This window comes from Pseudaeromonas pectinilytica (assembly GCF_054780855.1).
The window spans coordinates 1-22601 of the sequence record NZ_BAAGVN010000074.1; the positions used below are offsets into that span (position 1 = coordinate 1).

A 22601-nucleotide genomic window follows, 5' to 3' on the forward strand; every position below is an offset into this window, starting at 1 on the left:
TATCTGCTGGGCCTGCTCGGCATTGGTCACCGGCTCTGAGGTCAGCAGGTGCCAGCTCAAACCATCCGGTGAGCCCTGTTCAACACAACTGACATAGAAGAGCGAAATGGATTCCCCCTGCTTGTTGGCGGGGACTTTGATGGTGACCGGTGCATAACGAATATCACATTGGACCTGTCGAGCTTTGCGTCCACCTTTCTGCGGCACGTTAACGGAGCGCTCACCCGCCACAGCCAGCTCACATCCAAAGGCATACAGTTTGCTGTCCGCCTCTTCGATACGACGGGACTTGGCTGAGCGAACGATGAAGCGCTGACCCTGTTGGTGCTTGTAGGCGAGATACTCTATCAAGTCTGCTTCCCGATCACAGACGCTGATGACTCGCTGCATCAACGGGCCCAGCCGCTCCGCCATCTGACGGGATGTTTGTTCCCATTTGTAGCTCTCTTTGGCCTGGTATGGCGTTTGGGTGGCCCGGCGGTTCTTCCCCATCGTGGTGATGTCGCGAGTCCAGCGCTGCTGGGCGATGAGGCCCACCAGTTGGACGGCTTCGGGGGCATAGAGCAATACAGAATGGGCCTGGAGGCCTCGAGCCTGCTGACTTGTGCTGATATGACCCAAATCATCACGAATGGAGGGGTAGGAGAAATTGAGCGAGGTGGTATCTTCCAGAGCCAGCAGGATGTTGAATTGAGCAGCCATGTCGGCTGTACTGGCAAACCCTGCGTCATCTATGTGTTCCGCACGGATAGCGGAGTTTCGCATGAAGCGATAGGCAGCCTCCATGTCAGCGGGAGAGCGGGCCGATTGCATAATGGATTGTCCTACATTTTGAGCCAAGGAGGCGGAGATCCGAACCAGACGGCGAGTCCGACGAGGATCATTCAGCTCGGCATGTGCAAAGAGTGTGTTAGCCCAAAGGTTGGGATCGGTGATGAGCATAGAGCCTTGGCAAAGCTGAGAGTGTCGGAATTCAGATCGTTAAAATCGAAAAAAATTCCCTTGTTCTGAAAAAAACATCCCCACCGAGGAGGGTGGGGAGTTGTGTATAAGAGTTAGCCNCAGCTTGGCAACGAAAGGTACAATTAAAATCGTGTTTGGAGCTGCTCAACTGATCGAGACTTGATCAACTTGTGCAAAGAATGATCATGCGTCGGCCCTGCAATTGAACCAAGCCATGCTCGAAATAACTGAAAAGTTAGGAATTCAAGAAATTATAAGTAAAGAAGGTGATGCAATAGAGTTTCGCAGCTTTTACTCTCTTAGAAAATCCGTTAGGACATATGCAACACATACAGGTGTAAATAGCGACATCATTGAAATATGCATCGGCCACAAAGTTTCAGGCAGTGCCATGCAAAGTGTGTATCAAGATGCCAAGGTTTTAGCCAAAGAGGTTGAGCCAATGAGACCAATTTTTGATAATCTTCCGTGGTGATATATTGAATAGGTCAATGATCAGCATTTAACATCAACGAGAACAACCCTAAATCGCCATCTGCGAGCTTTATTGCAATGCCAGCATAGCCATCTATGTACCACGCATAGCGATTGCCCTAATCGCTTCATATTGCGCCATACGGCGTCGTGCGGTTTTTCTTTGCATTCTATCCACGTCTCACACAATTTTCATTGCCTACACCTGACTTGACTTTCCTTTAAAAAGTTGGTAGTTTAATTATGGGTTTCTGTTTGCCTTTAAAGTGACTCATTTCGACCATCCCAAATTAGCCTATTTGTAGCCCTACACGCCTTGCATGACGCGGCTCTTGTCTTTTCCATAATAAAGCAAACAAGTAGGTTATTATTGTAATACTACGTTAGTAGAACCTAATAAATATAGGATCATATAATACAAATACAAATACAAATTCAAAGGAGAAATATTGAATAGAAAACAAACTAAAAACTATCCAAGAACTAAGTCATACCAAGATAATCCTAACAAGATTCAATTCAAGAAAATGATAAATTTGGTGGAGTCCCTTGTTGATAGACATGAGAAAGTTTTAGTCTGTCGGGGAGACTTGTTAGCACATAATTTACCAGATCACACAGACATTCAGGCGTAAGCGCCCTTCATGTACAGAACCTTAAGCGGCAAGCGAATTAATAACACCGTCTAACGTGTTGTTTTGCTTGGATTTTCTCTGCCTACTCTTNCATGGATGGGTTTACGGCGAGTCAGCGTGTGCTTCCATGTCGATGGAGCATCATCAGGATCGGCTATTTAGAGTTTCTGGCGGCTGGGTGCGGCCACACGGAATGTTGGAAGATATCAGGGGCTGCGGCCCCTGATTTTTTTCTAGCGTGTTTGGCCCTCATGCTCGGCTGTGGGAGCGACAGCACTGTGCTCCTAGCGCGACTGGCTTTGTGTGCTTTGTCGGACAATGGGGGGATCGCAACCTATTATCTTGTTGATTTATTTGATCTTATCTTAGGCATCACTCTTGTATATCTCATCTGAAATCACCAAGTTTCAGGATGAGACAATGAAGCATGAACTGCAGTGGTCTGCCTATCAGGATCAGGGGATGGGGGATGCCTACGCCGATATTCCCCGTCACGGCGGAGATTTTGCCAAGGCGATCGCGGTCTGTATTCGCAGCGGCCTGTGCCAGCAGCCGGGTCACGGAGTCATGTGCCCAAGTTTCCGCCTGCGCAGTGATCCTGCCATGTCTCCCGGTGGCCGGGTGTCGCAACTCAAGCAGGCGCTGAATCATCCCGATCCCGACTATTGGCTGGATGATCCGGAGGTAGCGCGACTGCTGGATAGCTGTGTCTCCTGCAAGGGATGTCAGCGGGAATGCGAGAACAACCTGGATATGGCCGCTATCAAGTTGGAGTATCTGGCCCAGCAGCGTCGGCGGCGCCATTTTTCACCCCGGGCCTGGCTGTTCGGCCACTTCCCGCAATTGCTGCATCATGCTCCTTGGCTCTCAACCATTCTGCGTTGGCGAAATCGCTCACCCTGGCTGGCTCGGCAGATGGAGCTATGGCTGGGGATCACTGCCGCTTTTCCGCTGCCGGTGCCTAGCGATACGCCGTTTGCACCACTCGAGCGCTGGTTTGATCCGCTAAACGGACAGCCGGCGCTACGGGAGCTGGTGCTCTGGGTTGACACTCTTAGCAGTCAATTCGCTCCGGAGCAGGCGCACGATGCTCTGTTGCTGTTGCGGGCGTTGGGTTATCGGGTTCGGGTGATCCATCCCGGATCCGGTTCTGGCGCCATGCTGGATAGTGGCCGTATGTTGTTATCTCAAGGCTATGTCGATGCGGCTCGAGCCCAGGCGCAGGCGCTACTGGCGATGCTGGAGCCGAGTCTGCGTCGCGGCTTGCCGATCATTGGCTTGGAGCCCTCGGCACTATTGATGTTACGAGATGAATATCGCCAGTTATCGTTAGGGCCAGTGGCGGATCTGGCACAGCAGCAGGCGGTATTGCTGGAGGAGTTTCTGGCCCATGAACTGCAGGCCGGGCGGGTGTGCTATCAGCCCCGGAATATGCCGATACGAGTTTTGGTGCATGGTCACTGTCATCAGAAAGCCAGCGGGGCCATGAAGTCACTGCGGCGGGTACTACGCCTGATCCCGGAGCTGGATTTTACCTTTATTGATGCCTCCTGCTGTGGCATGGCGGGCACCTTTGGCCTGGAGCGTGAGCATCTGGCTGATTCATTGGCGATGGCCGAGCTGGCGTTACTGCCGGCACTAGCCGCCGAGCCTGAGGCGCAGATCCTGTGCACCGGTATGGCTTGCCGACAACAGATCAGCCGGTTAACTGGACGCCAGCCCTATCATCTGGCGTCCTTGCTGCTGGCCACGTTGGGGCTAGGATCGCGGGGTTAGCGGAACCTGATGTTTAGCAACACTCGACCTCCAGCAGGTCGAGTGCAGCCAGAGCTTCTGTGTCTTCCCAGGTCTCGAATAACTCACGGATCTGGTTTAGATTGCTGTGGATCAGAAACAATTCATCAGGGCGGGGGCCGGAGCCTCCCGCAGCTTTGGTTTTGAAATATTCCCAAAAGGCATTGCTGCGGGCCGGATCATCGATGTGTTTGCGGATCATCGCCATGACGGCCCGGGCATTGCCATCACAATCAATTTCCTTGAAGCTGACATAACGGTCGGGTGAAGCAGATTTACAGCTACAGTTTCCCATGCAGGTTTCCTCCATTGGTGCGAGTGGGTCCTGGTGCATGACCCTCCGGCGTGATAGATGATGTGACGAGGGAAGGGGCAGCAAGATGTGCGCCAGACGTAATCGCCGCTCATCTGCAGTTCATTGCGGTTCAAGGCCGGAATGAAGCGCACAATCTCGCACTGATTGTGTTGAAGCTGACAGGGGTTGTCATATGCGGCTGCGCGCACATTTTTTGCATTTGTTCGTCAAGCGGTGTGGATTGATGCCGTTATCTGAGCTAGGTATCGCACATTCGGTGTCGGTCATTTGAATGACGACAAGGTGCAGGGAGGCAAGATGGTCAAGAGTCATGGTGCCTGGCAATGCTGGGCTTGTCCCCCGGTGCTGTTGATCGACATCACCGGAGCGATTAACAAGGAAGGGGCCATTCAGCAGGTCGACGACATCATGGCATTGCTGAGCGCCGCTCCTCAGCAGTACCTTGTGCTGCTGGCCTTGATGGAGCGCTGGGAGTATTCGACCCATGATGCGCCACCGGAGTTTCAACTGTTTCATCGCTGGCTGGCGAGTGAAACAGCGGTTCGGGATTGTCTCTACGTCACTGCGGGTATGCGTCTGAAAAAAGCCTTTATTGAGCTGGGATGGGAGGAATCAAGCCCGGTGAGGCGCCACTACTTCAGTGATGTGGCGGGGGCTATGGCGTTTCTGGAACGCCAGCAGATCCCGTGTCCCGAGCCGTTGCATCTGCGGGCGGTGCTCATACCCTCCTGAGCAGCTTATTTCTCGGCGGCGGATGGCGGCAGGCCGGCGTTATGGGCGCGACAGTGCTGCAGTAAAAACTCCTCATCTAATGGCGAGAGATCAAATCGCAGACTCGCCTCTTCGATGGCCTGTCGGTCATGGCGCTGTTGTTCGCTGAGCCAGCGCACGGCTGCGATCAGATCGCTGCCTTTGGGCATGAGCCAGTTATCACTCATGATGCCCTCCCGTTCATCCTCGCCGATACCTTGAGTATAGGTTCTTACTGCCATGGGTTCTTGAGCCACAACGGCTACACCATGGCGCCCTGCATCTGCGCCATGTACTATGCTCGGCAACGGCCGCTTGCACCGCACCATAGGGCTGCGGCGCCTGGCGGTGGTGATTCAGGGATGGGTAGCAGCATGATGGTTCGGATTTTGTTGTTGCTGGGTAGTTTGCTCGTCACTGTCTGTGCCGAGCCGATTGCCACGCTGGATCGTACTCTCTGGCCCGATTCACTGGCTAGTCATCCTGGATTCAATGCCGCCTCGCGGCTGGAGATCCTCAACTTCGCCAGCGAACTGATGGGCAGTGAGTTGGTGGCTCCCGATGAGTGGCCACAGCACCTCGGGTTGCCGCAGGTCGATATGCTGGCGATCGACCGTTATCGTGCCCAGAGCTGGTTGCGATTGCTGGCCGCATTTCAGGCCGCCAGCCGTGAGTGTCGTAGCTGCCCACAGCTGAAAACCGTGGCCGAGCTGCGGCAATTGGTGCTCTCGCCTCCCGCAGTACCCGCACGGTTGCAACATTGGTTAGCCGAGTCCCGGCTATTTCATGCCCGCTATTTGCAGGAGCAACTAACCTTGGCGGCGCAGTTTCCCCATCCCAGTAGTGAAATCGCCACCCTGACTAGCGATGAGTTCACGGGTTATGAACTGATGGATGGTGAATTCTTGCTCAGCTTCGACGCCGGGCCGACGATGGCGGGGGGCAGTACCTGGCGAACCACTCGAGTGTTGAGCAAAGCCGGGCAGAATGCGGTGTTTTTCTTGCAGGGGGAGCCACTGGCACAGCGGTTGTCATCCTCCCCGGAAGCGTTAGCCCAAGAGCTCGGCGAGAACTGTGTCGCCTCGAACGGGATGAGTGAGGCGCTCTATCCGGAGCTCGAAAACTGGCGTGATGCATTGCGTCAGTCGCGGCGTTTGCTGCATGCCATTCCCGAAGTGACCCAACTCTCCTGGTTTCGCCCTCCCCAGGGGCAGCGCACCGCCGAGATGAGCGGTCAGATTTTCGAACGGATCGTGCTATGGAATATCGACAGTCAGGATATGAGCCCGGGGTTGAGTACCCAGCAAGTCGCGGATCGGGTGACCACTCTGATGCTGCTGTGGCGCAAGGGGATCATTCGCTGGCACGATAATGGCCCCAAGGCGGCCGCCGCCTTACCGGATCTATTTCTGGCGCTGCAGACCAGCCCGGTGCGCTGGGTGGATTGCCGGACATTTGCCGACCATTGAGACTGCTCTGCCGCTTGTCCCGTCCTTCAGCGAACTCGGGTAACGCGATAATAACCACCGAGAACCATGAACTCATTTTCCCCATCCAGTGCGCCGGGTAGCAAAGACTCAAAACAGATGATCTTGCTCAGTGGCACCTGAACAGCATGGACTCGCGGCCCGAAGCGATAAGCCTCATCAACCTCGCGCGTGAAAGAGCTCAGGTTGTTGTACAGCACCACCGGCTCACCTTCCGGCCCAGGCGCGGGCCATTCATCGCCGCCTCGGAATAGCTCCAGATGCAGTGTGTCAGGATAGCGATGGCGCAGCTCAAACTGGCAGAAGCTGTAGAGCAGATCGAACTGTCCGGCTAGATCGTTGGTGTTATAGGTGGCTCGGACACAGGCTTGCATGAAGCGGTAGTAGGGGCCAGCCTCCTGATCGAGGATCGGCTCTTTGTGATAGCGAGTGCAGAGGCCGAAGCGTGACTCGACCCAGAGCCGCCAGGCGGCGCCAGCATCAGAATCAGAGTCAAATAACCAACCCAGTAGCAAACGGCGGTAGTTGGCTTGGGGGCGTGGTATGGGTTCGGCTTCCGGCCAGGGCTCTAATGGATGTCCTGGCAGGCGAAAGTGTACCGCCATATAGTCCGCAAAGTGTTGGCAGCGACGACGGCTATCGGTCAGTGCGGACAGTTGCTCGAACAAATCCTGGTAATGGGGCTGAATGCCATCCAGCTCTAGCGGCACGGGATGACGCTGAAACGTCAGGCTGGCCAGCACGGCCGCAGGCAGGTTGCAGCGGTTGATGGGCAGACAAATCCGGCTAAACGGCGGACTCTGGCTGCTCCATTCGGTTGTCTGAGCCGGATCCCGGGTCATGGCGTGAACTCGGGATGCGGGGCGTTCAGACTCAGACTCCGTTGCTGATCCAGAGCAAATAATTGGTCGGCCAGTTGGCGGATCTCGGCTTCCCGATGCAGCGCTTCGCGCCACGCGGGCCGGATCGCCGCATACCCATAGCAGGCGCCGGCAAGCTGGCCCGCGACGGCGGCTGTGGTGTCGGCATCATTGCCCAGATTGGCGGCGGCCAGTACGCAGTCGGCATAGTTGTCGGTGTGATAGAAACACCAGAGCGCCGCCTCCAGGCTGTCGATGACGTAGCCGGTTCCCTTAAGCTGCTGATAGCTCTTCTGTTGCCAGTGACCGCGTTGCAACTGCTCGACTTCGTGACTGCTGGCGGCATAGTCGGTGGCTTGTAAGCCAGATTTTCCGTGGCCGCGCAGGAGCTGGATCAGTACCGTGGCTAACAGTCCGCAGCTATCCAGGCACAAGGGGGCGGCGTGGGTGGTGCGAGAGCTGGCGGCGGCCAGTCGTTGTGCTGCCGCCACATCATGTGCGCACGCAATGGCGATTGGCGCCAGTCGCATGATGGATCCATTGCCGGAACTCCAGCGCGATTTGGCGCCTGCATAGGGGTTGCCGTTTTTCTGAAAGCGACGCAGGGCGGAAGAGACTGTGACTCCGACGTCGAAACAGGTCCCTATGCTGCTCATATAGCCATTATCCAGCCAGTCGCAGTAGCGTTGCATTTGATCGGTGGCATCGAAACGCTGGCAATCCACCAGGCTGTGCCCAAGGCAGAGTGCCATCGAAGTATCGTCCGTCCAGTAACCTTTCTTCAGACAGAAATGGCCGCCGCCCACCATGTCGGTGAGGGGGCGAAATGAGCCCGGGGGTCTGAACTCCAGTGTGGTGCCAATAGCGTCACCAATGGCGAGTCCGAGCAAGGCTCCCCGACTGCGGTCTTGTGACTGTTGCATCAATTATCCTCCTCGCTTGTCGGCTTCCCTGCAGCGACTTCGTCATCTTGTTTCGTGTGCCTCGTTCAGACACCCGCGTGCGAACCTTTCTAATTTTTAGAATAAACAAAGCGTTTTATTGCGCTTTATGTTCGATTGCCTACTGGTTACAGTGACTCCACCAAGCGACATTCCGGATAACAATCCACTCGAGGTGAACATGGCACAGGTATTGGCAATCAAATCCAGCATTCTGGGTGATTATTCCAGCTCAGGACTGCTGATCGATGAGCTGTTGGCTCAAGGTAGCAAGCAAGATCCGGCCCAACAGGTGGTTGTCCGGGATCTGGGGGCCGCTCCACTGGCTCAGCTCGATGGCGAGATCCTTGGCGGTTTTGCCAATGCTGAAGGTCGTAACGAGCGTCAGCAGCAAGCGGTGGCCCTTTCCGAGCAACTGATTGCGGAGATTGAACAGGCCGATCGCCTGATCATCGGGGTGCCCATGTATAACTTCGGCGTGCCGACCCAGCTCAAAACTTGGTTCGACTACATCTGTCGTGCCGGTGTGACCTTCAAATATACCGAACAGGGTCCTGTGGGTCTGTTGACCAACAAACCGGTACTGCTGGTCTTGACCACGGGTGGCGTGCATCGTGACGCAGCGACCGATCTGGCGCTGGCGCATATCCGTACCGTGCTGAATTTCCTCGGCCTGACCGACATTCATATTGCCTATGCCCAAGGTCTGGGGATGGGGGATGCGGCTCGGGAACAGGGTCTGGCCCAGGCTCGCGTCGAAGCTGAATCCTTTCTGGTCGAAGCCTGATCCACTGCGGATAGGATGAAGAAAAAAGCCCCGCTGACGAGAGTCAGCGGGGCTTAGTCCGTCTGGGGACTAAAGCAAAGAGCTTGCAGCGTGAGTCGGCAGGTTCTGAAATGTCGCCTGAAGAGCGAGCCAACACAGGTCAAGATCTAGGCGATCTTCGGTATTCCCTCTGCTGTCGAACTTGACAGTTTTATGACTTGGGGTAGGACGCTGCTCCTGTCTCTTCCCCTCTCTTCAGCTCTATCTGAGCCAGTTCATGGCAATTCCACCCCAAGTCAATACCAGCAATGTCCATGGCAGCCAGGTGATGAGTGATCGTGATGGTTTGGGGATGGCAACGAGTGGTTCTGTGGGCTCGTCTTCGGTCTCATCGGTAACGAGAGTGTTCGTTTGGCGACGTAGTTGCTTTTTCGCTTTTTCGGCAAGCCGCTGCCGGGCTTTCTGGGCGCGCTTGTATTCGGCAATGCCTTTTTGAATACCTTGTGCAATCAACTGGGTCTGTTCTTTGCTCTGACCCGGGACTTGATTCGCTCGGGCCAGGCGCAATGATTCGGCGACGACTTCGGCTGAAACCTCGATTTTCCTGTTTTGCATCCCACTCGCTTCCTGAGCCAACATCGGACGACGATTGTGGCATAACGGAGAAACAATGGGCAGTGTCGAACGCAGGATCCGGGATTGCATCGCCGCCTCAATGGGTGTGTGTCGAGGCCCACAGCTTGTCGATGGCTCGCGCCAGATCCACATCCAGCTCGGTAATGGCGGCTTGTTGATGTGTTGTCAGGCGAATGGTCAGTTGACGCTCATGGTGCTGCCAGTCGGGATAATGCTGCATGTGTTCGGCGACCAGAGCAACCCGGGTCATGAAGCCAAATGCCTCGATAAAATTGGCAAACAGGAACTGGCGGCTCAAGACGCCATCCAGCGACTCCCAATCGGGTAGATGCAGTAAACAGGTTTGCAGGGTTGAATCGTCCAACGGGTGCATGATCGTCCTCCCATAAATACAGTCGATCGGGTGACTCAGGGTAATTCCCAGTTCAACTCCAGAGTCAACAGATTCAGGCCATCATTCGGCGTCTGCAGCCCACCATTGGAATAGTGGTAGCCCCTTAGCGCCAGGATCCAGCGCTCATGGCGGACGCCCAATCCAACGCGGTCCTCGAACAGCAGATGGCTACCGAGTTGATGATCGGCAACTTGCGTCTTCTCGTGGTAGCTGGCGCCGATCCCGAAATCGACAAACCAGTGCCAACTTCGTTGTGGATGCCAGCTCCAGCGTACGACCGGCAATATGCCAAAGGCATCATGATGCTCGCCCAGCGAGCGCAGCCGACTAGCGCTGTACTCCAGCTGTAGACCGAGATTGGAAAAGAACTGATTGAAGCCTAGCGGATCCAGGTCTTGCACCAGAGCCAGCCGTGCGGATGTCGCACTGGCATTCCCCCGGCCGCCGCTGACGGTGATGCTGTCGAACGCTAGCAGTTGGGGGACATGACTGAACAGCAGGATCCACACCAGCAGCAACCATCGAGTCATGACCCGCACCCCCTTACGACGTGAACTGGCAACAGCAAGGTCTGCTATTGAGCATAGTCGGCAAATGGGTGGTTTTATGGGCGCGGTGGCAGGCTTTTCTGGTTTTTTATCGGCTGACCTGACAATGGATGCGTAACTGCTGCGCCAATTCCAGAGTCAGTTGATCGCCTGGATGCAGGGGGCCGACTCCCGCAGGTGTTCCGGTGAGGATCAGATCACCTGGCAGCAGGGTGAAGTGCTGGCTGATCGCGGTTGTCAGCTCTAGCATCGACCAGATCATCAAGCTGCTATGCCCAGATTGACGCGGTTCGCCATTGACCTGGAGGGAAAAGGCGATGTCATCCCAAGAGGGGAACGCGGTGATCGGCACCCAGCGCGAGACTGGACAGCTATCGTCGAAGGCCTTGGCTTTTTCCCAGGGTTGGCGCAGCGCCTTGAGCTGATTCTGCAGGTCACGCAGGGTCAGATCCAGGGCGATGCCAATCCCGAGAATAGCTGCCGCCGCCTGTTCGGTGTTAGCCCGAGTCAGCGGTTGTCCCACCAATAGCGCCAATTCGGTTTCATGGTGAACCTCGCCGCGATCCACGGGAATGATGAAACCAGGCTCCAGTGCCGTCAGCGCAGTCGCGGGTTTGATGAAGAGTAGCGGCTCTTCTGGCACCTCATTGCCCAGTTCGGCGGCATGCGCCACGTAATTTCGCCCCACGCACACCACCTTGCCCGGGCGGTGGGGAATGATGTCTCCGGAGTGCCAGTGAAAATGCTGCAGCATCTAGATTCCTTGTGATGGATGTCTCTTGTGGAATCTTGCATCAATTCCCGCTGCACGCAACCGATTGCTGCCAGCCGATCCCCTGCCGCTGACTATACTCAACGCTGTGGGCCTTGCGGCAGGAACCATGGGTCGTGGTGCCCTTCTGCTTGCTGCACGATAAAGGGAAGGAGTAGTGATGGGCAGCTATAACCTGTGTCTGCGGGAGGTGATCCTGGCGTTGAGTTCGGCGCTGGATTATGTCGGCATTGAAGACATCAGCCATGGCAAGCGGGTGGCTTTTATGGCCGCTGAGTGTGGGCGTTGTGCCGGTTGGCCGCAACACGAGATAGAACATCTGCTGGTGTTGGGGCTGTTACACGACTGTGGAGTTTCTAGCAGCCACGTGCATCAGCATCTGGTCGAAGAGTGGGATTGGGAGGGCAGCCTTGAGCATGCTAATCGAGGGGCTGAGCTGCTGGCGGCCACTCGCTTGCTGCAGCCCTATGTCGAAGAGGTCCGTTATCACCACATGCATTGGCAGCAACTCCGTGACATGGAGTTGCCGGAACCGACGCGTCGGCACGCCAATCTGATTTATTTGGTGGATCGGGTGGATGCCCTGCGTGCGCAACATCAGCGCGCCGGGGGGAGCTTGGTCGGCGCCGGTCACTGGGGTGCCCTGATCAGCCGACATAGCGAGATCGAATTTGATCCTGCGCTTTGCCAGCTGTTTATCCGCACCTCGGGTAACGAAGCCTTCTGGATGCAGCAGGATGAGGAGGCTCTAGATGACTATTTCAGCTCGTGGGCGCATTACGGCGAATCGATGGCCGTGGAGTATGAGTCCTTGCTGGAGCTGGCCTTCATGTTTGCCAATATTGTCGATAGCAAGAGTGAATTTACCTATCGCCACTCCCTCGGCGTCAAGGCGGTCGCGGCTCTTCTGGCCGATGCCCTGCACCTGCCACCATCCGAGCGCGAAGCGGTCGTCTTGGCGGCTTTGCTCCACGATCTGGGCAAACTCAGGGTCGAAGATGCGGTGCTGGAGAAACCGGGCCCTTTTGATGCCCAGGAGCGGCTGTTGATGCACCGCCACTGTTTCGACACCTGGCAGCTACTGAAGCGGATCAGTGGATTTGAAGAGATAGCCCGCATTGCCGCCATGCATCATGAAACCCTGGATGGTCAAGGCTATCCCCGGGGGTTGAGCGGCGCCGAAGTGCCGCGAACGGCGCGCCTGATTGCGGTCGCCGATGTGTTTCAAGCTCTGGTGCAAAACCGACCCTATCGTCAGCCGATGCCACTTCCGCAGGCCATCGAGGTCATGGCGCAACTGGTGGCGCGTGGCAAGCTGGATCCTGAGCTGGTGGGCCTGCTGTTTTTGCATGCCGAGGAGGCTTATCAATTGGCGCGTCAGCATGAAGTGGTTCATCGTGAGTCGGCTGACAAAAAATAGCCGTCGATCACGAATGCTCCTGTTGTATGCCGCAGAGAAATCCATAAGATGGCAGCCGAAACGGTCGACAATAATAAGTACTGATGGTGAGCTCGTTGGCGTCACGGTCAGGAACTGGTGAGTATCCGAGGGAACGAATGAAAGTGTTGTGTTATATGCCGGTGATTCTGGGGCTTTTGCTCTCATCCGGTGATGCGTCGGCCTCCTTGTCCAAGGCGGATATGAAGGCTGATTTGGTGGTGGTCAAGAAGTCCCAATACAGCCTGACACTGATGAAAGGTGGCAAGCCGATCAAGCGCTACTGGATCGCGTTAGGCTCCAATCCCAAGGGACCCAAGATCCGTCGTGGTGATAAGCGGACGCCGGAAGGGCGCTATTTGCTGGATTACAAGAAGGACGAATCGGGCTTTTACAAGGCGATTCATATCTCCTATCCCAATCTGGCTGATTTGCAGCGCGCTAAGGCGCTGGGGGTCGAGCCCGGCAACATGGTGATGATCCATGGTCAGCCGAACTATGCCACCGAAGATCAGACCGCGGTGCAGAACTCCAACTGGACCAACGGCTGTATTGCTCTGTTGAATCAGGATATGGCCGAACTGTGGGAGCTGGTGGATCCGGGAACGCCAATCGAGATCCATCCTTAAGGATTTGAAAAACGGGACCGGAAGGTCCCGTTTTTCAAATGGTTACTTTCGCCATTGGAATCGAATAGCGATAGTCGATATCGCGACTGTTGCCGTGTTGCTTCGACGGTCACGATTTGTCACAAATCACCCGGTTATCGACAAAGTTATGCGACACCTGACGTATATGCTTTCAAGCGTACCCACTAAGGAGTTGCCTATTATGAACACACTGATGACCAAAACACTGATCCTCTCTTCTTTGCTGACGTTGACGACCTGGGCTTATGCTGCCGAAGATACCGCGACCGCTCAGAGCTCCATGCACCCCAAGGCCCTGTTTGCCCAAGCCGACAAGGATGGCGATGGCAAACTCAATAGTACTGAATTTGCCGAGTTACAGAGCTTACGCGATGCCGAGATGGCCAAGCGCCAGGCTGCGCGCCCAGATTTTGCCACTCTCGACAAGGATGGTGACGGCCTGGTGAGCCAGGACGAGATGCGAGCGGGCATGAAAGCCCATCGCGGAGGACGCCATGGTGGCCGAGGTGGTCAATGTGGCGGAGAGCCGCGGCAGGGAATGTTAAGTCAGGCGGATGCCGATAAGAATGGCACCCTGAGCGAGAGCGAATACCAGCAGTTGCTGAAACTGCGTCAGGAGCGTCAAGCTCAGATGAATGCGGCTACGCCGGACTTCAAAACGCTGGACACCGATAAGAATGGCCAGTTAAGCCAGGAAGAGTTGCGTGCCGGTATGCACAAGAGTGTCAAGATGATGGCAACGCCAGCCACTGACGCTGAATAGCTCCATCTCTGACTATGAAGGCCCGCATTGTGCGGGCCTTCTCTATGGGTGCTTAATCTGGTGGCGTCCGTTGCTGCAATAAAAACAACCCCAGTTCACGATCCTCTCCTTGAATATGATCCATAAACCACTCGCGCAGTGATTCGCTCACTGTGCTGTCCAGCGGCAGGTCTCCACCGAGAAAGCGCTGATTCAGGGCATAGGCCTGTTGGGTCAGCAGCGCATGTTGGGCTTGGTGGCGTGCCAGATGCGGATAGTTTTGTTGCTGCATCAACTGCTCTTCGGTGGCGAAGTGCTCCATGGCGTAATTGCACAACAGTTCCAGCCGGGCTGAAAACTCCGGCCGCTGCATGGGCTCCGTAATACAGATGTGCAAGTGATTGATCATTGCGATCATGGCTTGATGCTGCTCATCAATGAGCGGGTGTTCGGTCGCTAACTGGTTACTCCATTCAAGGATAACAGGCATGTGCACACTCCCTTGGCGTATTGGACTGTCCCTAGTATGGCAACAGTTGCTCCTCAATCACCAAGAATAGCCTTCCATTTTTTATGTCATTGATGGCCAGGTCATCGACACCGGGTAGCTGGACGTTGCGTGATATACGCAGATTTCACTATCCGCAGCTCAAGCTACCGGATAGGCGCTGAGCTCGGCGAGCTTACTGGGGCGTGGGCGCCGAAACTGCCAGGCCAGTGCTAACAGGGTGAGGACGCCGACCAGCCCCAGGATTAACCAGGGTAAGGCGGGCCAGTCGCCATGACGACCGAGGTCAAACAACCAACCACCACCTAGGTAACCGGCCATGCCGCCCAGTGCCAAACCAATACGGCTGAGCCCCATATAGCTGCCGCGGGCATTCGGATTGGCCAGCGAGGTAATCAAGGTTTCACGAGCCGGTTCGGCGATGCTGCAGCCCAGATAGAACACCCCTATCAAGGTAAATAACGCCAACAGATGGTGTGCCAGCGGCACCAGCACCAAGGCGAGGGTCATCAGACTCAAGCCTGCGATGAGGCGCGTGGGCAGCGAGAAGCGCTTTTCGCTCCAGCGGGCTAGCGGGTAGAGCAGACTCAGGGCAATGGCACTATCCAGCATATACATCCAGCCAACGGCCTGAGCGCTACCCGCCATCTCCTTGACCAGGATGGGCAGCATCAGCATCACCTGCACGCCGAGCACGAAATAGCCACTCAAGGTCAGAACAAACCATACGAAGCGGCGATCCTGCAACACTTCATGCATACCGACCCGCATGGGCAAGCGACGCAGCGACAGGCGATAGGCGGGCAACAGCAGAGCGTTACACAGCGCGGCCAGACAGAAGAGTGCTGCGGCCGTCCAGCACACCCACTGGAAGTTGTAACTGAGCAGCCAGCTCCCGAGTAGAGCACCGAGCACGGCGCCGGCGCTGTCTTGCACCATCATCAGGGAGATGAAGCGGCCTCGCTCCTGTGGCGTGGTGAATTTGATGATCAGCGCCGAGCGTGGCGGATCAAACAACATACCCCCCAAGCCGGAGAGCACGCAGGAGGCGATCAGGATCCAGGGGCTGTCGGCCAAGGCCAAGCTGGCAAAGCCCAGGGCGCGCAACAGCATACCGATGACGATAAGCGGTTTGGCGCCAAAGCGATCGGCCAGGGAGCCGCCGAATAGACCCAGCCCCTGTTGGGTCAGTTGCCGCAAGCCGAGTGCCAGTCCGACGATGCTGGCGGCCCAGCCCAGCTCATCGACGAAGCGGATGCTGATCAGCGGCATGACCACGAAAAAACCGAGGATGACCAGCAGGTTATCCAGCAACAGAAAATATTTGCCCATGCGCCGGGCATGAGAGACGGACGCCATGCAACACCTCGATAAACAATGCCGAGACTAGGTTTGCGAAGATAACCTGGTTCTGATGAGTCAGAAATGGGGGCCGAAAGGTCAAAAGGAGCGGATCCTTGCCAGAATGCCGGTTATGACCGCGTGCCTCTCCCGTTGAAATCTTCTTCGGCAGGGGATTATTTTCCGTTGGCTTTAGATATATTGATAGCCATGATCTAGTGATAGTTATTATTGGAAATGCTTATGTCTGTGACCCTGGATGATCTGCGTCTGCTACTGGAGGTGAGTACCACGGGTAGCTTCAGCCAAGCCGCGGCCCGGCTCGGCTGGTCACAACCTCAAGTCAGTCAGCGTATCGCTGCCCTGGAAGCGGCGCTGGGCGTGACACTGTTTGCTCGTCACCGGCGCGGAGCCAAAGCGACTGCGGCCTGCGAACATTATCTACCGGCGGCTCGGCAGGCGTTGCATTTGCTGGATGAGGGGCGTCTAGCGTTGCAGGGGGCGCCGGCCTTGCCGCGAGTGACGCTGGCGAGCTTGCCATCCCTGTCAGCCGTGGTGATGGGCTCATTGCTGGTGGTGTTGGCCGAGGCGCCGATGGAGATCCGCTGCGAGACCGACCACTCCAGCATAGTCATGGAGTGGTTGCTGACGGGGGCCGTGGATGTGGGCTTTGTGCTGAAGTGTCCGGCGATTGCCGGCATCCAGATGGAGTTGATGTGCCATTCACCGATCATCGCGGTCGCGGCGGCGACGCACCCTCTGGCTCAGGCTCGTTCATTGCAACTGGCGGATATCGCCGATCAACGCATAGCGCCTCAATATTGGGGCGAAGAGTGTGATGGCTTGATGCAGCAGATCCGGCGCTTGCGCACTCAGGTGCAGCCATTGCACGCCATTCAACCGGGAAGTGCGGCGCGTGAGCTGGCACTGGAGCACGGCTTTATCACCATCATGCCGGAGTTGGTGGTTCGACGGGATCTGCTGGCGGGCCGACTGGTGCGTTTACCGTTGGTCGACTTACCCGCCGCCAGTTGGCAGGTGATGATGGCCTACCGCAGCGGGAAACGGTGGCATGATGCCAAGGAGCGGGTGTTATTGGCAGCCAGGGCTCTGGCGGAAGAGTGGCAACAGCCATTGCCCTGACCGGAAGTATGACGCTAAGAGGTTAGCGTTGTTGCCACTGCACCTGACAGTGACGCTCGTCGGGATGACGGGACAGCAGCATGCGGGCGAACAAGCGGTCAAACTCTTCGTCTTCGTTCAGTAGGCCGATGCAGATCTCGACGTGGCGTTCCGGATCGATATCAAAATCGACATACTCCTGCCAGTCGTCCTCCGGGGTGCTGTCACCCAGTGCACCACGCTCCTCGAACTCGGCGTTGAAACATTCGATCTGTTCGGCGCTCAGGTTGTCGGCCGCCAGCTCCAGAAAAATCTCATAAGCGTGATCCAGTAGTTCGTCGACGCTCAGCAGTTGTGGTGATTCCATAGTGTTCTCGTGGTCGGTGAATCCAGCCATTATTAGAGCATGGATTTTAGCAGGGGTCATGCCGAAGCATCGGCGACAGAACAGTGACCGCATCGAAACTGTCAGCAGAATAATTATGTAACAGTTGAGTCCAGAAACTACCCTTGATGACAGAGTAGAGCAAAGGAGTCGGCTATGAGCATTATCGAATGGAGCGAAGTCTTCGCGACCGGGCATCCACTGATCGATCATCAACATCAATCCCTATTTACCCTGATGAATGAGCTGGATCAGTCATTGGCCCAAGGCGCCAGTGAAGAAGCGCTCTGGGTGCGGTTGCTGCGGTTGCATGAGTTGACCCGGGAGCACTTCCGTTGTGAAGAGCGTTTGATGCAGGAGCAGGGATTTCCGCAACTATCGGCTCATCGTGCGGAACACACTAAAATTCTGCTGAATGGCGAACGCTTGATGGAGCAATATCGGCATGGTCAGCTGCGATTGGGCGAGGCATTGCCGGAGAAGCTCCATGGTTGGGCAGTCCGGCATATTCTGGAAGAAGACCTGCAGCTGGCAACCTTCATGCGGCAACGAGCCCGGCAATAGTGAAAGCGCGCGGGGTGAGTGAATCGTATCCTGTTGAATTGAGGCGCTAACTGGAACAGGATATTTCCAGATGCCGTCCCCAATCCGGGGGCAGCCCTGCCAGATCTTCATATTCGGGTTGTTCTGCAAACGGCTGTTGCAAGCAGTGATGCAGTCGCGCCAAGGGCTCTGGGTCATCCCGTTTTGCGGCCGCAATCGCCATCTGGGCCAGATAGTTGCGGAGTATGTATTTGGGATTGACCTGATCCATCGCGGCCTTGCGCTGAGCGTCACTGACCGTTTCCCGCTGCAAGCGTTGCCGATAACTCTGTAGCCACTGATCCAGCGCTGGGTGATCGAGGATCTCATCCTGAAGCCGACATGGCGCGACTTCGCGCCGCACCTCACTGAGCAGACGAAACGTTCGGGTGAAATCCAGTCCCTGATGCTGCATCAGTTCCATGAGTCCCAGCAGCAGATCGTTATCCCCGGCATCCTGCTGCCGTAAACCCAGCTTGGCTCGCATGAGGCGGGAGTATTCCCCCATGAGCACGCTTTCATACTCGGCTAGCTGCTGCTGCAATATTTCTGCGCTCAGCAGGGGGGTTAGCGATTGCGCCAGACGGTTGAGATTCCACAGACCGATACTGGGCTGATTGTCGAAACTGTAGCGCCCCTGATGATCCGAATGGTTGCAGATATAGCCCGGATCGAACGCCTCCATGAAACCATAGGGTCCATAGTCCAGAGTGAGACTTAACAGACTCATGTTGTCGGTATTCATGACACCGTGGGCAAAGCCGACGCTCTGCCATTGGGCGATGAGCTGGGCCGTCCGCCCGACGATGTCGCCAAACCAGGCCTGGTAGCGGGGCTGTTCTTCGGCAATGGTCAGCAACTCCGGCCAATGATGGCGAATGGCAAAATCCGCCAAGTTTTTGAGTTGCTGGAAATCGCCGCGCTGATAGAAGTGTTCGAAATGCCCGAAACGCAAATGACTGTCACTGATCCGCAGCAGCATGGCGCCTCGCTCTGGTTGCTCCCGGTACACGGGCTCTTGGCTGGTGACCAATGTCAGAGCCCGCGAGGTGGGGATCCCCAGGTGATGTAGCGCTTCGCTGGCCAGGAATTCGCGCACCGAGGAGCGCAAGACGGCGCGCCCATCGCCCATTCTGGAATAGGGGGTTAGCCCGGCGCCCTTGAGGTGCCATTCCACGCGCCTCCCGCTGCTCAGTTGCTGCTCGCCGAGCAGTATTCCGCGTCCGTCACCTAACTGTCCGGCCCAGATGCCGAACTGATGACCACTATAGACCTGGGCGAGTGGGCGCATGCCGGGCAACAGATGTTGTCCGCTCCAGACTCGGTTGGCAAATGGCGGCAAAAATAAGCGGTGGGGTAACTCGAGTTCATCGGCCAGAGCTTGATTCCAGTACAGCAAACGGGCGCCTTGTAAGGGAGAAGGCGCCAATTCGGTGTAGGTGTTGGGCAACTCGGTGGCCCAGTGCGAGGTGAACATCAAAGACACAATCAAACTCCTGCTCGGCATCAGCACCTAGATACGGAGTTTGCGGCCATCCGGATCAGTCGTCCATATGGTGCGCTGCTTGATCCTGCCACGCCAGGTGATCGCTACGATTTCCTGCAATGATAGCGCCGGATCTTTGCGCTATTCATCCATCTTGGCTCGACTATGATCGAGACATCCCCCGATTTGTAGGAGTTTTTATGCGCCACTTCCGTCCCGCCGCCGAGCGCGGTCATGCCAACCATGGATGGCTCGACAGTTATCACAGCTTCTCATTCGCTGATTATTACGATCCGCAGTACATGGGTTTCTCGGCGTTGCGGGTGATCAATGAGGATCGCATTGCGGCGGGGGCTGGTTTCCCAACTCATCCCCACCAGGAAATGGAGATCCTGACCTATGTGCTAGACGGAGCCGTGGCACATAAAGACAGTATGGGCAATGTGGCGACCGTGACCGCTGGTGAATTCCAGATCATGAGCGCGGGCACAGGTATCACCCATTCGGAGTTTAATCCGTTGCCGGATCAGGCGTTACACCTGTATCAGATCTGGATCTTGCCGGGTACGGCCAAGGTGTCTCCACGCTATGCCCAGCAGCGCTTTGCTGAGCCTCGAGGTCGACAGTTGATCCTTTCTCCGGATGCCGAAGCCGGCTCGTTATTGGTATATCAGGATATGCGGTTATGGCGCTGGGCGTTTGAACCCCGGGAGCATGGTCAGTCGTTTCCCCTGACACATGGGCGTCATCTCTGGCTACAAGGGGTTCGAGGGCAGGTTATGGTCGATGGTCAGTTGCTGGCGGCGGGTGATGGTTTGGCGATTTGGGATGAACCCGAAATCCTGATCGAGTCACTGGACCTGGATGCGGAAATTCTGTTGTTTGATTTGCCCTGAGAATGGATGCGACGTGTGGCCGCATCTTATGATGCCTTATCTGCATCTAATGGCGTGGGCTCGCTGGATGGGTCATGAGCCGAGTGCAGAAAGGGGTAATATCTACGGTCATATTTGAACATGTGGGTCAGAATCACTTCCTGCACCACAAAATCCAGCAAGTTGGTAAAGGGCAACTCCTCGGATGCGGCCGCTTCATTCAGGGCCGCAGCTTGTTCGAGTAAACGTTGATGCTCGAGGCGGTGGGATTCTAGCTCCGGGTAGTCGATGGCGGCCAGCAGTTCCTCCTCGTGGTGGAAATGTTCGACGGTATGGGCTAACAACTCGGCAAGACTGTCCTGAATGCTGTCGGTTGCATGCTGTTGTTCCAGCTCTGCATTGAGCAGCGCGTTGGCCAGTTCGAATAGCTGGCGATGTTCCTCGTCAATGGCGGTCGTGCCACACTCGTAGCTATTTTTCCAGTGCAGGCGTACCAGCTGATGGTGTTGGCTATCGGGTTGATCCAGCTCGGAACGGGCAAGGACCGGAGTGAAGAACCGGATCTGATTCCGGCCGCTCTCTTTGGCCTGATACATGGCCTGATCCCCGTGTTTGAGCAGCTGCTTCTGGGTTTTGCCATGTTCGGGGTAAAGCGCAATGCCGATACAGCAGGCGATAGACAACAGAGTACCGTCGCTCGTTTCGAAACTTTGATTCAGCCGGGCATGAATTTTCTCGGCGATGGGTAACACCTGCTCTTTTTCGATGGGTCCGGGTAATAACACCACAAATTCATCGCCGCCCATCCGGGCGACTGTATCGGATTCTCGGACGCTGTTGAGCATGCGGCGCGCCACCATCTTCAGCAGCCAATCGCCAGTCTGATGACCGTATTGATCATTCACCGGTTTGAAATGGTCGAGATCAATAAACAGCAGGGCCATTTTTTGCTGCTCTCGATGGGCCGTGATCATGGCCTGTTGCAAGCGGTCTTGTAACAGACGGCGATTCGGCAACTTGGTCAGGGCATCATAGAACGCCAGATTGTGCATCATCGCCTCACTGGCCTTGCGTTCGCTGATATCACGGGTGACGCCGAGTACCGAAACTAACTCACCTTCATCGTTGGCATGCAGGGTGGTGACCACTTCGGTATGGATCAGATGGCCATCTTTGTGGGGTTGTTCAATGGCCAGGGTGCGTTTGGTGTCTCGCCGGTCGCCCGCATTCCAGCGAATCATTGAATCCTCCAGCGAGGCCAGAACTCGTTCTGCGGATTCCACCGTCATCCAGTCGACCAGGTTTTGCTGCATCACCTCTGCCGCCGTAAAGCCGCGCAGGGCCAGTACGGATGGGCTGATATAGGTCAGGCGTCGAGTGGCCAAGTCCATAGTCCAGATGACATCGGCGCTATTCTCGGCAATAAAGCGAAAGTGCCGCTCATTTTCCGCAACTTCGTTGCGCAGGGTCAGGCGTGCGCTGCGCTCCTGACGTAGTTTGCGGATCAGATATAGCAGCAGTAGACCCGCGACCGTGAGCAGCACTGAGTAGAGAAGAAGAATACCGGAGGGCAGCGAGAAGCAATTGGCGAGGGTCGTTGTGGTTTGCGAGTTCGTCTGCGCGCTGCTTTCTCTCGCCCAGGCCCATGGCACGCCAATCAGGAGCGAGACCAGGGGTAGCCAGCCACCTCGGCGGCGCCGCAGGAGGTTATGACGCTGTCGTCTGTTGGATAACCGATCCTGGTTCACGTCGAAGGCTCCTTGCCGAGCAGTCCGAAGGCCGTATTGCTCCTAGAATTTAGGAAATCGGAGATGGGTGCAAGCCAAGAGTGACAATGACGTATATTTAATATGGCTTTATGTGGCTGACATCTGCTGAACAGTAGGGCGGTCAGCGGAGCATCATGGGCACTAGCGCTACGGCACGAACCGGTTCGGCCGGTTTGCGGATCTTTGGTACGGCCTAGTCTGCAGCAAGGCTATATGTTGACCTACGTTGGTTCTCTAACTCCTGAGCGCTGGGGCGGCAATCCGGCGTTAGCACTCAAGTTTTTGCGCATCCGATGGTAGTCTAGGCGGCTTGCATGTCATCATTATGGCCACTTGCCCGAGCGTGGGTGGTCAACGGGATTGAAGA

The 22601-nt window shown here is 56.1% G+C and carries 25 protein-coding genes; 11 read left to right on the top strand and 14 right to left on the bottom strand.

Going from position 1 to position 22601, the window contains the following annotated elements; all coding sequences use genetic code 11:
• Positions 1 to 942: IS4 family transposase (locus ACYVG7_RS05305; protein WP_460882182.1), on the bottom strand; the 942-nt coding region annotated here is incomplete at its 3' end.
• Between the two features lie 235 nt (positions 943 to 1177).
• On the opposite strand from ACYVG7_RS05305, the gene ACYVG7_RS05310 reads away from it, so the two are divergent.
• Positions 1178 to 1438 carry a hypothetical protein gene (locus ACYVG7_RS05310; RefSeq protein ID WP_460882183.1) on the top strand — a complete coding sequence of 87 codons (261 nt, stop codon included), beginning with the start codon at positions 1178 to 1180 and terminating at the stop codon, positions 1436 to 1438.
• Positions 1439 to 2492: 1054 nt separating this feature from the next.
• Positions 2493 to 3848 carry a (Fe-S)-binding protein gene (locus tag ACYVG7_RS05315; RefSeq protein ID WP_460882184.1) on the top strand — a complete coding sequence of 452 codons (1356 nt, stop codon included), beginning with the start codon at positions 2493 to 2495 and terminating at the stop codon, positions 3846 to 3848.
• A 13-nt stretch (positions 3849 to 3861) separates the two neighbouring features.
• On the opposite strand, the gene cowN is transcribed toward ACYVG7_RS05315, so the two are convergent.
• On the bottom strand, positions 3862 to 4161 hold the full coding sequence (gene cowN, locus ACYVG7_RS05320; RefSeq protein ID WP_460882185.1) for a N(2)-fixation sustaining protein CowN: 300 nt from the start codon (positions 4159 to 4161) through the stop codon (positions 3862 to 3864).
• Positions 4162 to 4479: 318 nt separating this feature from the next.
• On the opposite strand from cowN, the gene ACYVG7_RS05325 reads away from it, so the two are divergent.
• Positions 4480 to 4914 carry a hypothetical protein gene (locus ACYVG7_RS05325; RefSeq protein ID WP_460882186.1) on the top strand — a complete coding sequence of 145 codons (435 nt, stop codon included), beginning with the start codon at positions 4480 to 4482 and terminating at the stop codon, positions 4912 to 4914.
• A 5-nt stretch (positions 4915 to 4919) separates the two neighbouring features.
• Here the strand turns inward: ACYVG7_RS05325 and ACYVG7_RS05330 are convergent, their stop codons facing one another.
• Positions 4920 to 5120, bottom strand: coding sequence for a hypothetical protein (locus ACYVG7_RS05330; protein WP_460882246.1), 201 nt, complete (start codon positions 5118 to 5120; stop codon positions 4920 to 4922).
• 186 nt (positions 5121 to 5306) lie between these two features.
• Here ACYVG7_RS05330 and ACYVG7_RS05335 point away from each other — a divergent pair, with 186 nt between their 5' ends.
• Positions 5307 to 6401: a polysaccharide deacetylase family protein gene (locus ACYVG7_RS05335; protein ID WP_460882187.1), complete on the top strand. Its 1095-nt coding sequence runs from the start codon at positions 5307 to 5309 to the stop codon at positions 6399 to 6401.
• A 26-nt stretch (positions 6402 to 6427) separates the two neighbouring features.
• Here ACYVG7_RS05335 and ACYVG7_RS05340 read toward each other — a convergent pair whose 3' ends face one another.
• Together ACYVG7_RS05340 and ACYVG7_RS05345 are read right to left on the bottom strand one after the other, a co-directional pair.
• Positions 6428 to 7261 carry an NAD(+)--dinitrogen-reductase ADP-D-ribosyltransferase gene (locus ACYVG7_RS05340; RefSeq protein ID WP_460882188.1) on the bottom strand — a complete coding sequence of 278 codons (834 nt, stop codon included), beginning with the start codon at positions 7259 to 7261 and terminating at the stop codon, positions 6428 to 6430.
• The gene (locus ACYVG7_RS05345; protein ID WP_460882189.1) at positions 7258 to 8202 is read right to left on the bottom strand and encodes an ADP-ribosylglycohydrolase family protein; all 945 of its coding nucleotides are present in this window, start codon (positions 8200 to 8202) and stop codon (positions 7258 to 7260) included. Before ACYVG7_RS05345 ends, ACYVG7_RS05340 begins: the two co-directional genes overlap by 4 nt.
• A gap of 199 nt (positions 8203 to 8401) precedes the next feature.
• Here ACYVG7_RS05345 and ACYVG7_RS05350 point away from each other — a divergent pair, with 199 nt between their 5' ends.
• On the top strand, positions 8402 to 9007 hold the full coding sequence (locus ACYVG7_RS05350; protein WP_460882190.1) for an FMN-dependent NADH-azoreductase: 606 nt from the start codon (positions 8402 to 8404) through the stop codon (positions 9005 to 9007).
• A gap of 240 nt (positions 9008 to 9247) precedes the next feature.
• Here ACYVG7_RS05350 and ACYVG7_RS05355 read toward each other — a convergent pair whose 3' ends face one another.
• The 4 genes from ACYVG7_RS05355 to ACYVG7_RS05370 form a co-directional block, all read right to left on the bottom strand.
• The gene (locus ACYVG7_RS05355; RefSeq protein ID WP_460882191.1) at positions 9248 to 9601 is read right to left on the bottom strand and encodes a DUF2956 domain-containing protein; all 354 of its coding nucleotides are present in this window, start codon (positions 9599 to 9601) and stop codon (positions 9248 to 9250) included.
• Between the two features lie 97 nt (positions 9602 to 9698).
• On the bottom strand, positions 9699 to 9995 hold the full coding sequence (locus ACYVG7_RS05360; RefSeq protein ID WP_460882192.1) for a 4a-hydroxytetrahydrobiopterin dehydratase: 297 nt from the start codon (positions 9993 to 9995) through the stop codon (positions 9699 to 9701).
• 35 nt (positions 9996 to 10030) lie between these two features.
• On the bottom strand, positions 10031 to 10546 hold the full coding sequence (locus tag ACYVG7_RS05365; protein WP_460882193.1) for an acyloxyacyl hydrolase: 516 nt from the start codon (positions 10544 to 10546) through the stop codon (positions 10031 to 10033).
• Between the two features lie 106 nt (positions 10547 to 10652).
• Complete coding sequence (locus ACYVG7_RS05370; RefSeq protein WP_460882194.1) at positions 10653 to 11318, bottom strand: fumarylacetoacetate hydrolase family protein; 666 nt, start codon at positions 11316 to 11318, stop codon at positions 10653 to 10655.
• A 178-nt stretch (positions 11319 to 11496) separates the two neighbouring features.
• On the opposite strand from ACYVG7_RS05370, the gene ACYVG7_RS05375 reads away from it, so the two are divergent.
• From ACYVG7_RS05375 to ACYVG7_RS05385, 3 genes are all read left to right on the top strand, one after another.
• Positions 11497 to 12756: an HD-GYP domain-containing protein gene (locus tag ACYVG7_RS05375; protein WP_460882195.1), complete on the top strand. Its 1260-nt coding sequence runs from the start codon at positions 11497 to 11499 to the stop codon at positions 12754 to 12756.
• Between the two features lie 221 nt (positions 12757 to 12977).
• Positions 12978 to 13403 (top strand): L,D-transpeptidase family protein, encoded by a 426-nt coding sequence (locus ACYVG7_RS05380; RefSeq protein ID WP_460882247.1) that lies wholly within the window; start codon positions 12978 to 12980, stop codon positions 13401 to 13403.
• Positions 13404 to 13605: 202 nt separating this feature from the next.
• Entirely contained in the window at positions 13606 to 14187 is a 582-nt protein-coding gene (locus ACYVG7_RS05385; RefSeq protein WP_460882196.1) for an EF-hand domain-containing protein, read from the top strand.
• A 52-nt stretch (positions 14188 to 14239) separates the two neighbouring features.
• On the opposite strand, the gene ACYVG7_RS05390 is transcribed toward ACYVG7_RS05385, so the two are convergent.
• Positions 14240 to 14656, bottom strand: coding sequence for a bacteriohemerythrin (locus ACYVG7_RS05390; protein WP_460882197.1), 417 nt, complete (start codon positions 14654 to 14656; stop codon positions 14240 to 14242).
• Between the two features lie 159 nt (positions 14657 to 14815).
• The gene (gene mdtH, locus ACYVG7_RS05395) at positions 14816 to 16033 is read right to left on the bottom strand and encodes a multidrug efflux MFS transporter MdtH (protein ID WP_460882198.1); all 1218 of its coding nucleotides are present in this window, start codon (positions 16031 to 16033) and stop codon (positions 14816 to 14818) included.
• Positions 16034 to 16258: 225 nt separating this feature from the next.
• Between mdtH and ACYVG7_RS05400 the strand changes: the two genes are divergently transcribed.
• Positions 16259 to 17158, top strand: a complete 900-nt coding sequence (locus ACYVG7_RS05400; RefSeq protein ID WP_460882199.1) for a LysR family transcriptional regulator — start codon at positions 16259 to 16261, stop codon at positions 17156 to 17158.
• Positions 17159 to 17180: 22 nt separating this feature from the next.
• On the opposite strand, the gene ACYVG7_RS05405 is transcribed toward ACYVG7_RS05400, so the two are convergent.
• Positions 17181 to 17504: an HI1450 family dsDNA-mimic protein gene (locus tag ACYVG7_RS05405; protein WP_460882200.1), complete on the bottom strand. Its 324-nt coding sequence runs from the start codon at positions 17502 to 17504 to the stop codon at positions 17181 to 17183.
• A gap of 174 nt (positions 17505 to 17678) precedes the next feature.
• On the opposite strand from ACYVG7_RS05405, the gene ACYVG7_RS05410 reads away from it, so the two are divergent.
• Complete coding sequence (locus ACYVG7_RS05410; RefSeq protein WP_460882201.1) at positions 17679 to 18086, top strand: bacteriohemerythrin; 408 nt, start codon at positions 17679 to 17681, stop codon at positions 18084 to 18086.
• A 46-nt stretch (positions 18087 to 18132) separates the two neighbouring features.
• Here ACYVG7_RS05410 and ACYVG7_RS05415 read toward each other — a convergent pair whose 3' ends face one another.
• Positions 18133 to 19584, bottom strand: a complete 1452-nt coding sequence (locus ACYVG7_RS05415) for a protein adenylyltransferase SelO (protein ID WP_460882248.1) — start codon at positions 19582 to 19584, stop codon at positions 18133 to 18135.
• Between the two features lie 206 nt (positions 19585 to 19790).
• Here ACYVG7_RS05415 and ACYVG7_RS05420 point away from each other — a divergent pair, with 206 nt between their 5' ends.
• Positions 19791 to 20486, top strand: a complete 696-nt coding sequence (locus ACYVG7_RS05420; RefSeq protein ID WP_460882202.1) for a pirin family protein — start codon at positions 19791 to 19793, stop codon at positions 20484 to 20486.
• 26 nt (positions 20487 to 20512) lie between these two features.
• Here ACYVG7_RS05420 and ACYVG7_RS05425 read toward each other — a convergent pair whose 3' ends face one another.
• Complete coding sequence (locus tag ACYVG7_RS05425) at positions 20513 to 22213, bottom strand: bacteriohemerythrin (RefSeq protein WP_460882203.1); 1701 nt, start codon at positions 22211 to 22213, stop codon at positions 20513 to 20515.
• Between the last annotated feature and the right edge of the window lie 388 nt (positions 22214 to 22601).

Bases quoted from the DNA above. Each gene is read 5' to 3' on its own strand.
- ACYVG7_RS05390 (WP_460882197.1), bottom strand. From the start codon at position 14,656: ATGCCTGTTATCCTTGAATGGAGTAACCAGTTAGCGACCGAACACCCG.
- ACYVG7_RS05400 (WP_460882199.1), top strand. From the start codon at position 16,259: ATGTCTGTGACCCTGGATGATCTGCGTCTGCTACTGGAGGTGAGTACC.
- ACYVG7_RS05380 (WP_460882247.1), top strand. From the start codon at position 12,978: ATGAAGGCTGATTTGGTGGTGGTCAAGAAGTCCCAATACAGCCTGACA.
- ACYVG7_RS05385 (WP_460882196.1), top strand. From the start codon at position 13,606: ATGAACACACTGATGACCAAAACACTGATCCTCTCTTCTTTGCTGACG.
- ACYVG7_RS05370 (WP_460882194.1), bottom strand. From the start codon at position 11,318: ATGCTGCAGCATTTTCACTGGCACTCCGGAGACATCATTCCCCACCGC.
- mdtH (WP_460882198.1), bottom strand. From the start codon at position 16,033: ATGGCGTCCGTCTCTCATGCCCGGCGCATGGGCAAATATTTTCTGTTG.
- ACYVG7_RS05315 (WP_460882184.1), top strand. From the start codon at position 2,493: ATGAAGCATGAACTGCAGTGGTCTGCCTATCAGGATCAGGGGATGGGG.
- ACYVG7_RS05355 (WP_460882191.1), bottom strand. From the start codon at position 9,601: ATGCAAAACAGGAAAATCGAGGTTTCAGCCGAAGTCGTCGCCGAATCA.
- ACYVG7_RS05405 (WP_460882200.1), bottom strand. From the start codon at position 17,504: ATGGAATCACCACAACTGCTGAGCGTCGACGAACTACTGGATCACGCT.
- ACYVG7_RS05360 (WP_460882192.1), bottom strand. From the start codon at position 9,995: ATGCACCCGTTGGACGATTCAACCCTGCAAACCTGTTTACTGCATCTA.
- ACYVG7_RS05330 (WP_460882246.1), bottom strand. From the start codon at position 5,120: ATGAGTGATAACTGGCTCATGCCCAAAGGCAGCGATCTGATCGCAGCC.
- ACYVG7_RS05410 (WP_460882201.1), top strand. From the start codon at position 17,679: ATGAGCATTATCGAATGGAGCGAAGTCTTCGCGACCGGGCATCCACTG.
- ACYVG7_RS05325 (WP_460882186.1), top strand. From the start codon at position 4,480: ATGGTCAAGAGTCATGGTGCCTGGCAATGCTGGGCTTGTCCCCCGGTG.
- ACYVG7_RS05310 (WP_460882183.1), top strand. From the start codon at position 1,178: ATGCTCGAAATAACTGAAAAGTTAGGAATTCAAGAAATTATAAGTAAA.
- cowN (WP_460882185.1), bottom strand. From the start codon at position 4,161: ATGGGAAACTGTAGCTGTAAATCTGCTTCACCCGACCGTTATGTCAGC.
- ACYVG7_RS05375 (WP_460882195.1), top strand. From the start codon at position 11,497: ATGGGCAGCTATAACCTGTGTCTGCGGGAGGTGATCCTGGCGTTGAGT.
- ACYVG7_RS05420 (WP_460882202.1), top strand. From the start codon at position 19,791: ATGCGCCACTTCCGTCCCGCCGCCGAGCGCGGTCATGCCAACCATGGA.
- ACYVG7_RS05345 (WP_460882189.1), bottom strand. From the start codon at position 8,202: ATGCAACAGTCACAAGACCGCAGTCGGGGAGCCTTGCTCGGACTCGCC.
- ACYVG7_RS05365 (WP_460882193.1), bottom strand. From the start codon at position 10,546: ATGACTCGATGGTTGCTGCTGGTGTGGATCCTGCTGTTCAGTCATGTC.
- ACYVG7_RS05335 (WP_460882187.1), top strand. From the start codon at position 5,307: ATGATGGTTCGGATTTTGTTGTTGCTGGGTAGTTTGCTCGTCACTGTC.
- ACYVG7_RS05340 (WP_460882188.1), bottom strand. From the start codon at position 7,261: ATGACCCGGGATCCGGCTCAGACAACCGAATGGAGCAGCCAGAGTCCG.
- ACYVG7_RS05350 (WP_460882190.1), top strand. From the start codon at position 8,402: ATGGCACAGGTATTGGCAATCAAATCCAGCATTCTGGGTGATTATTCC.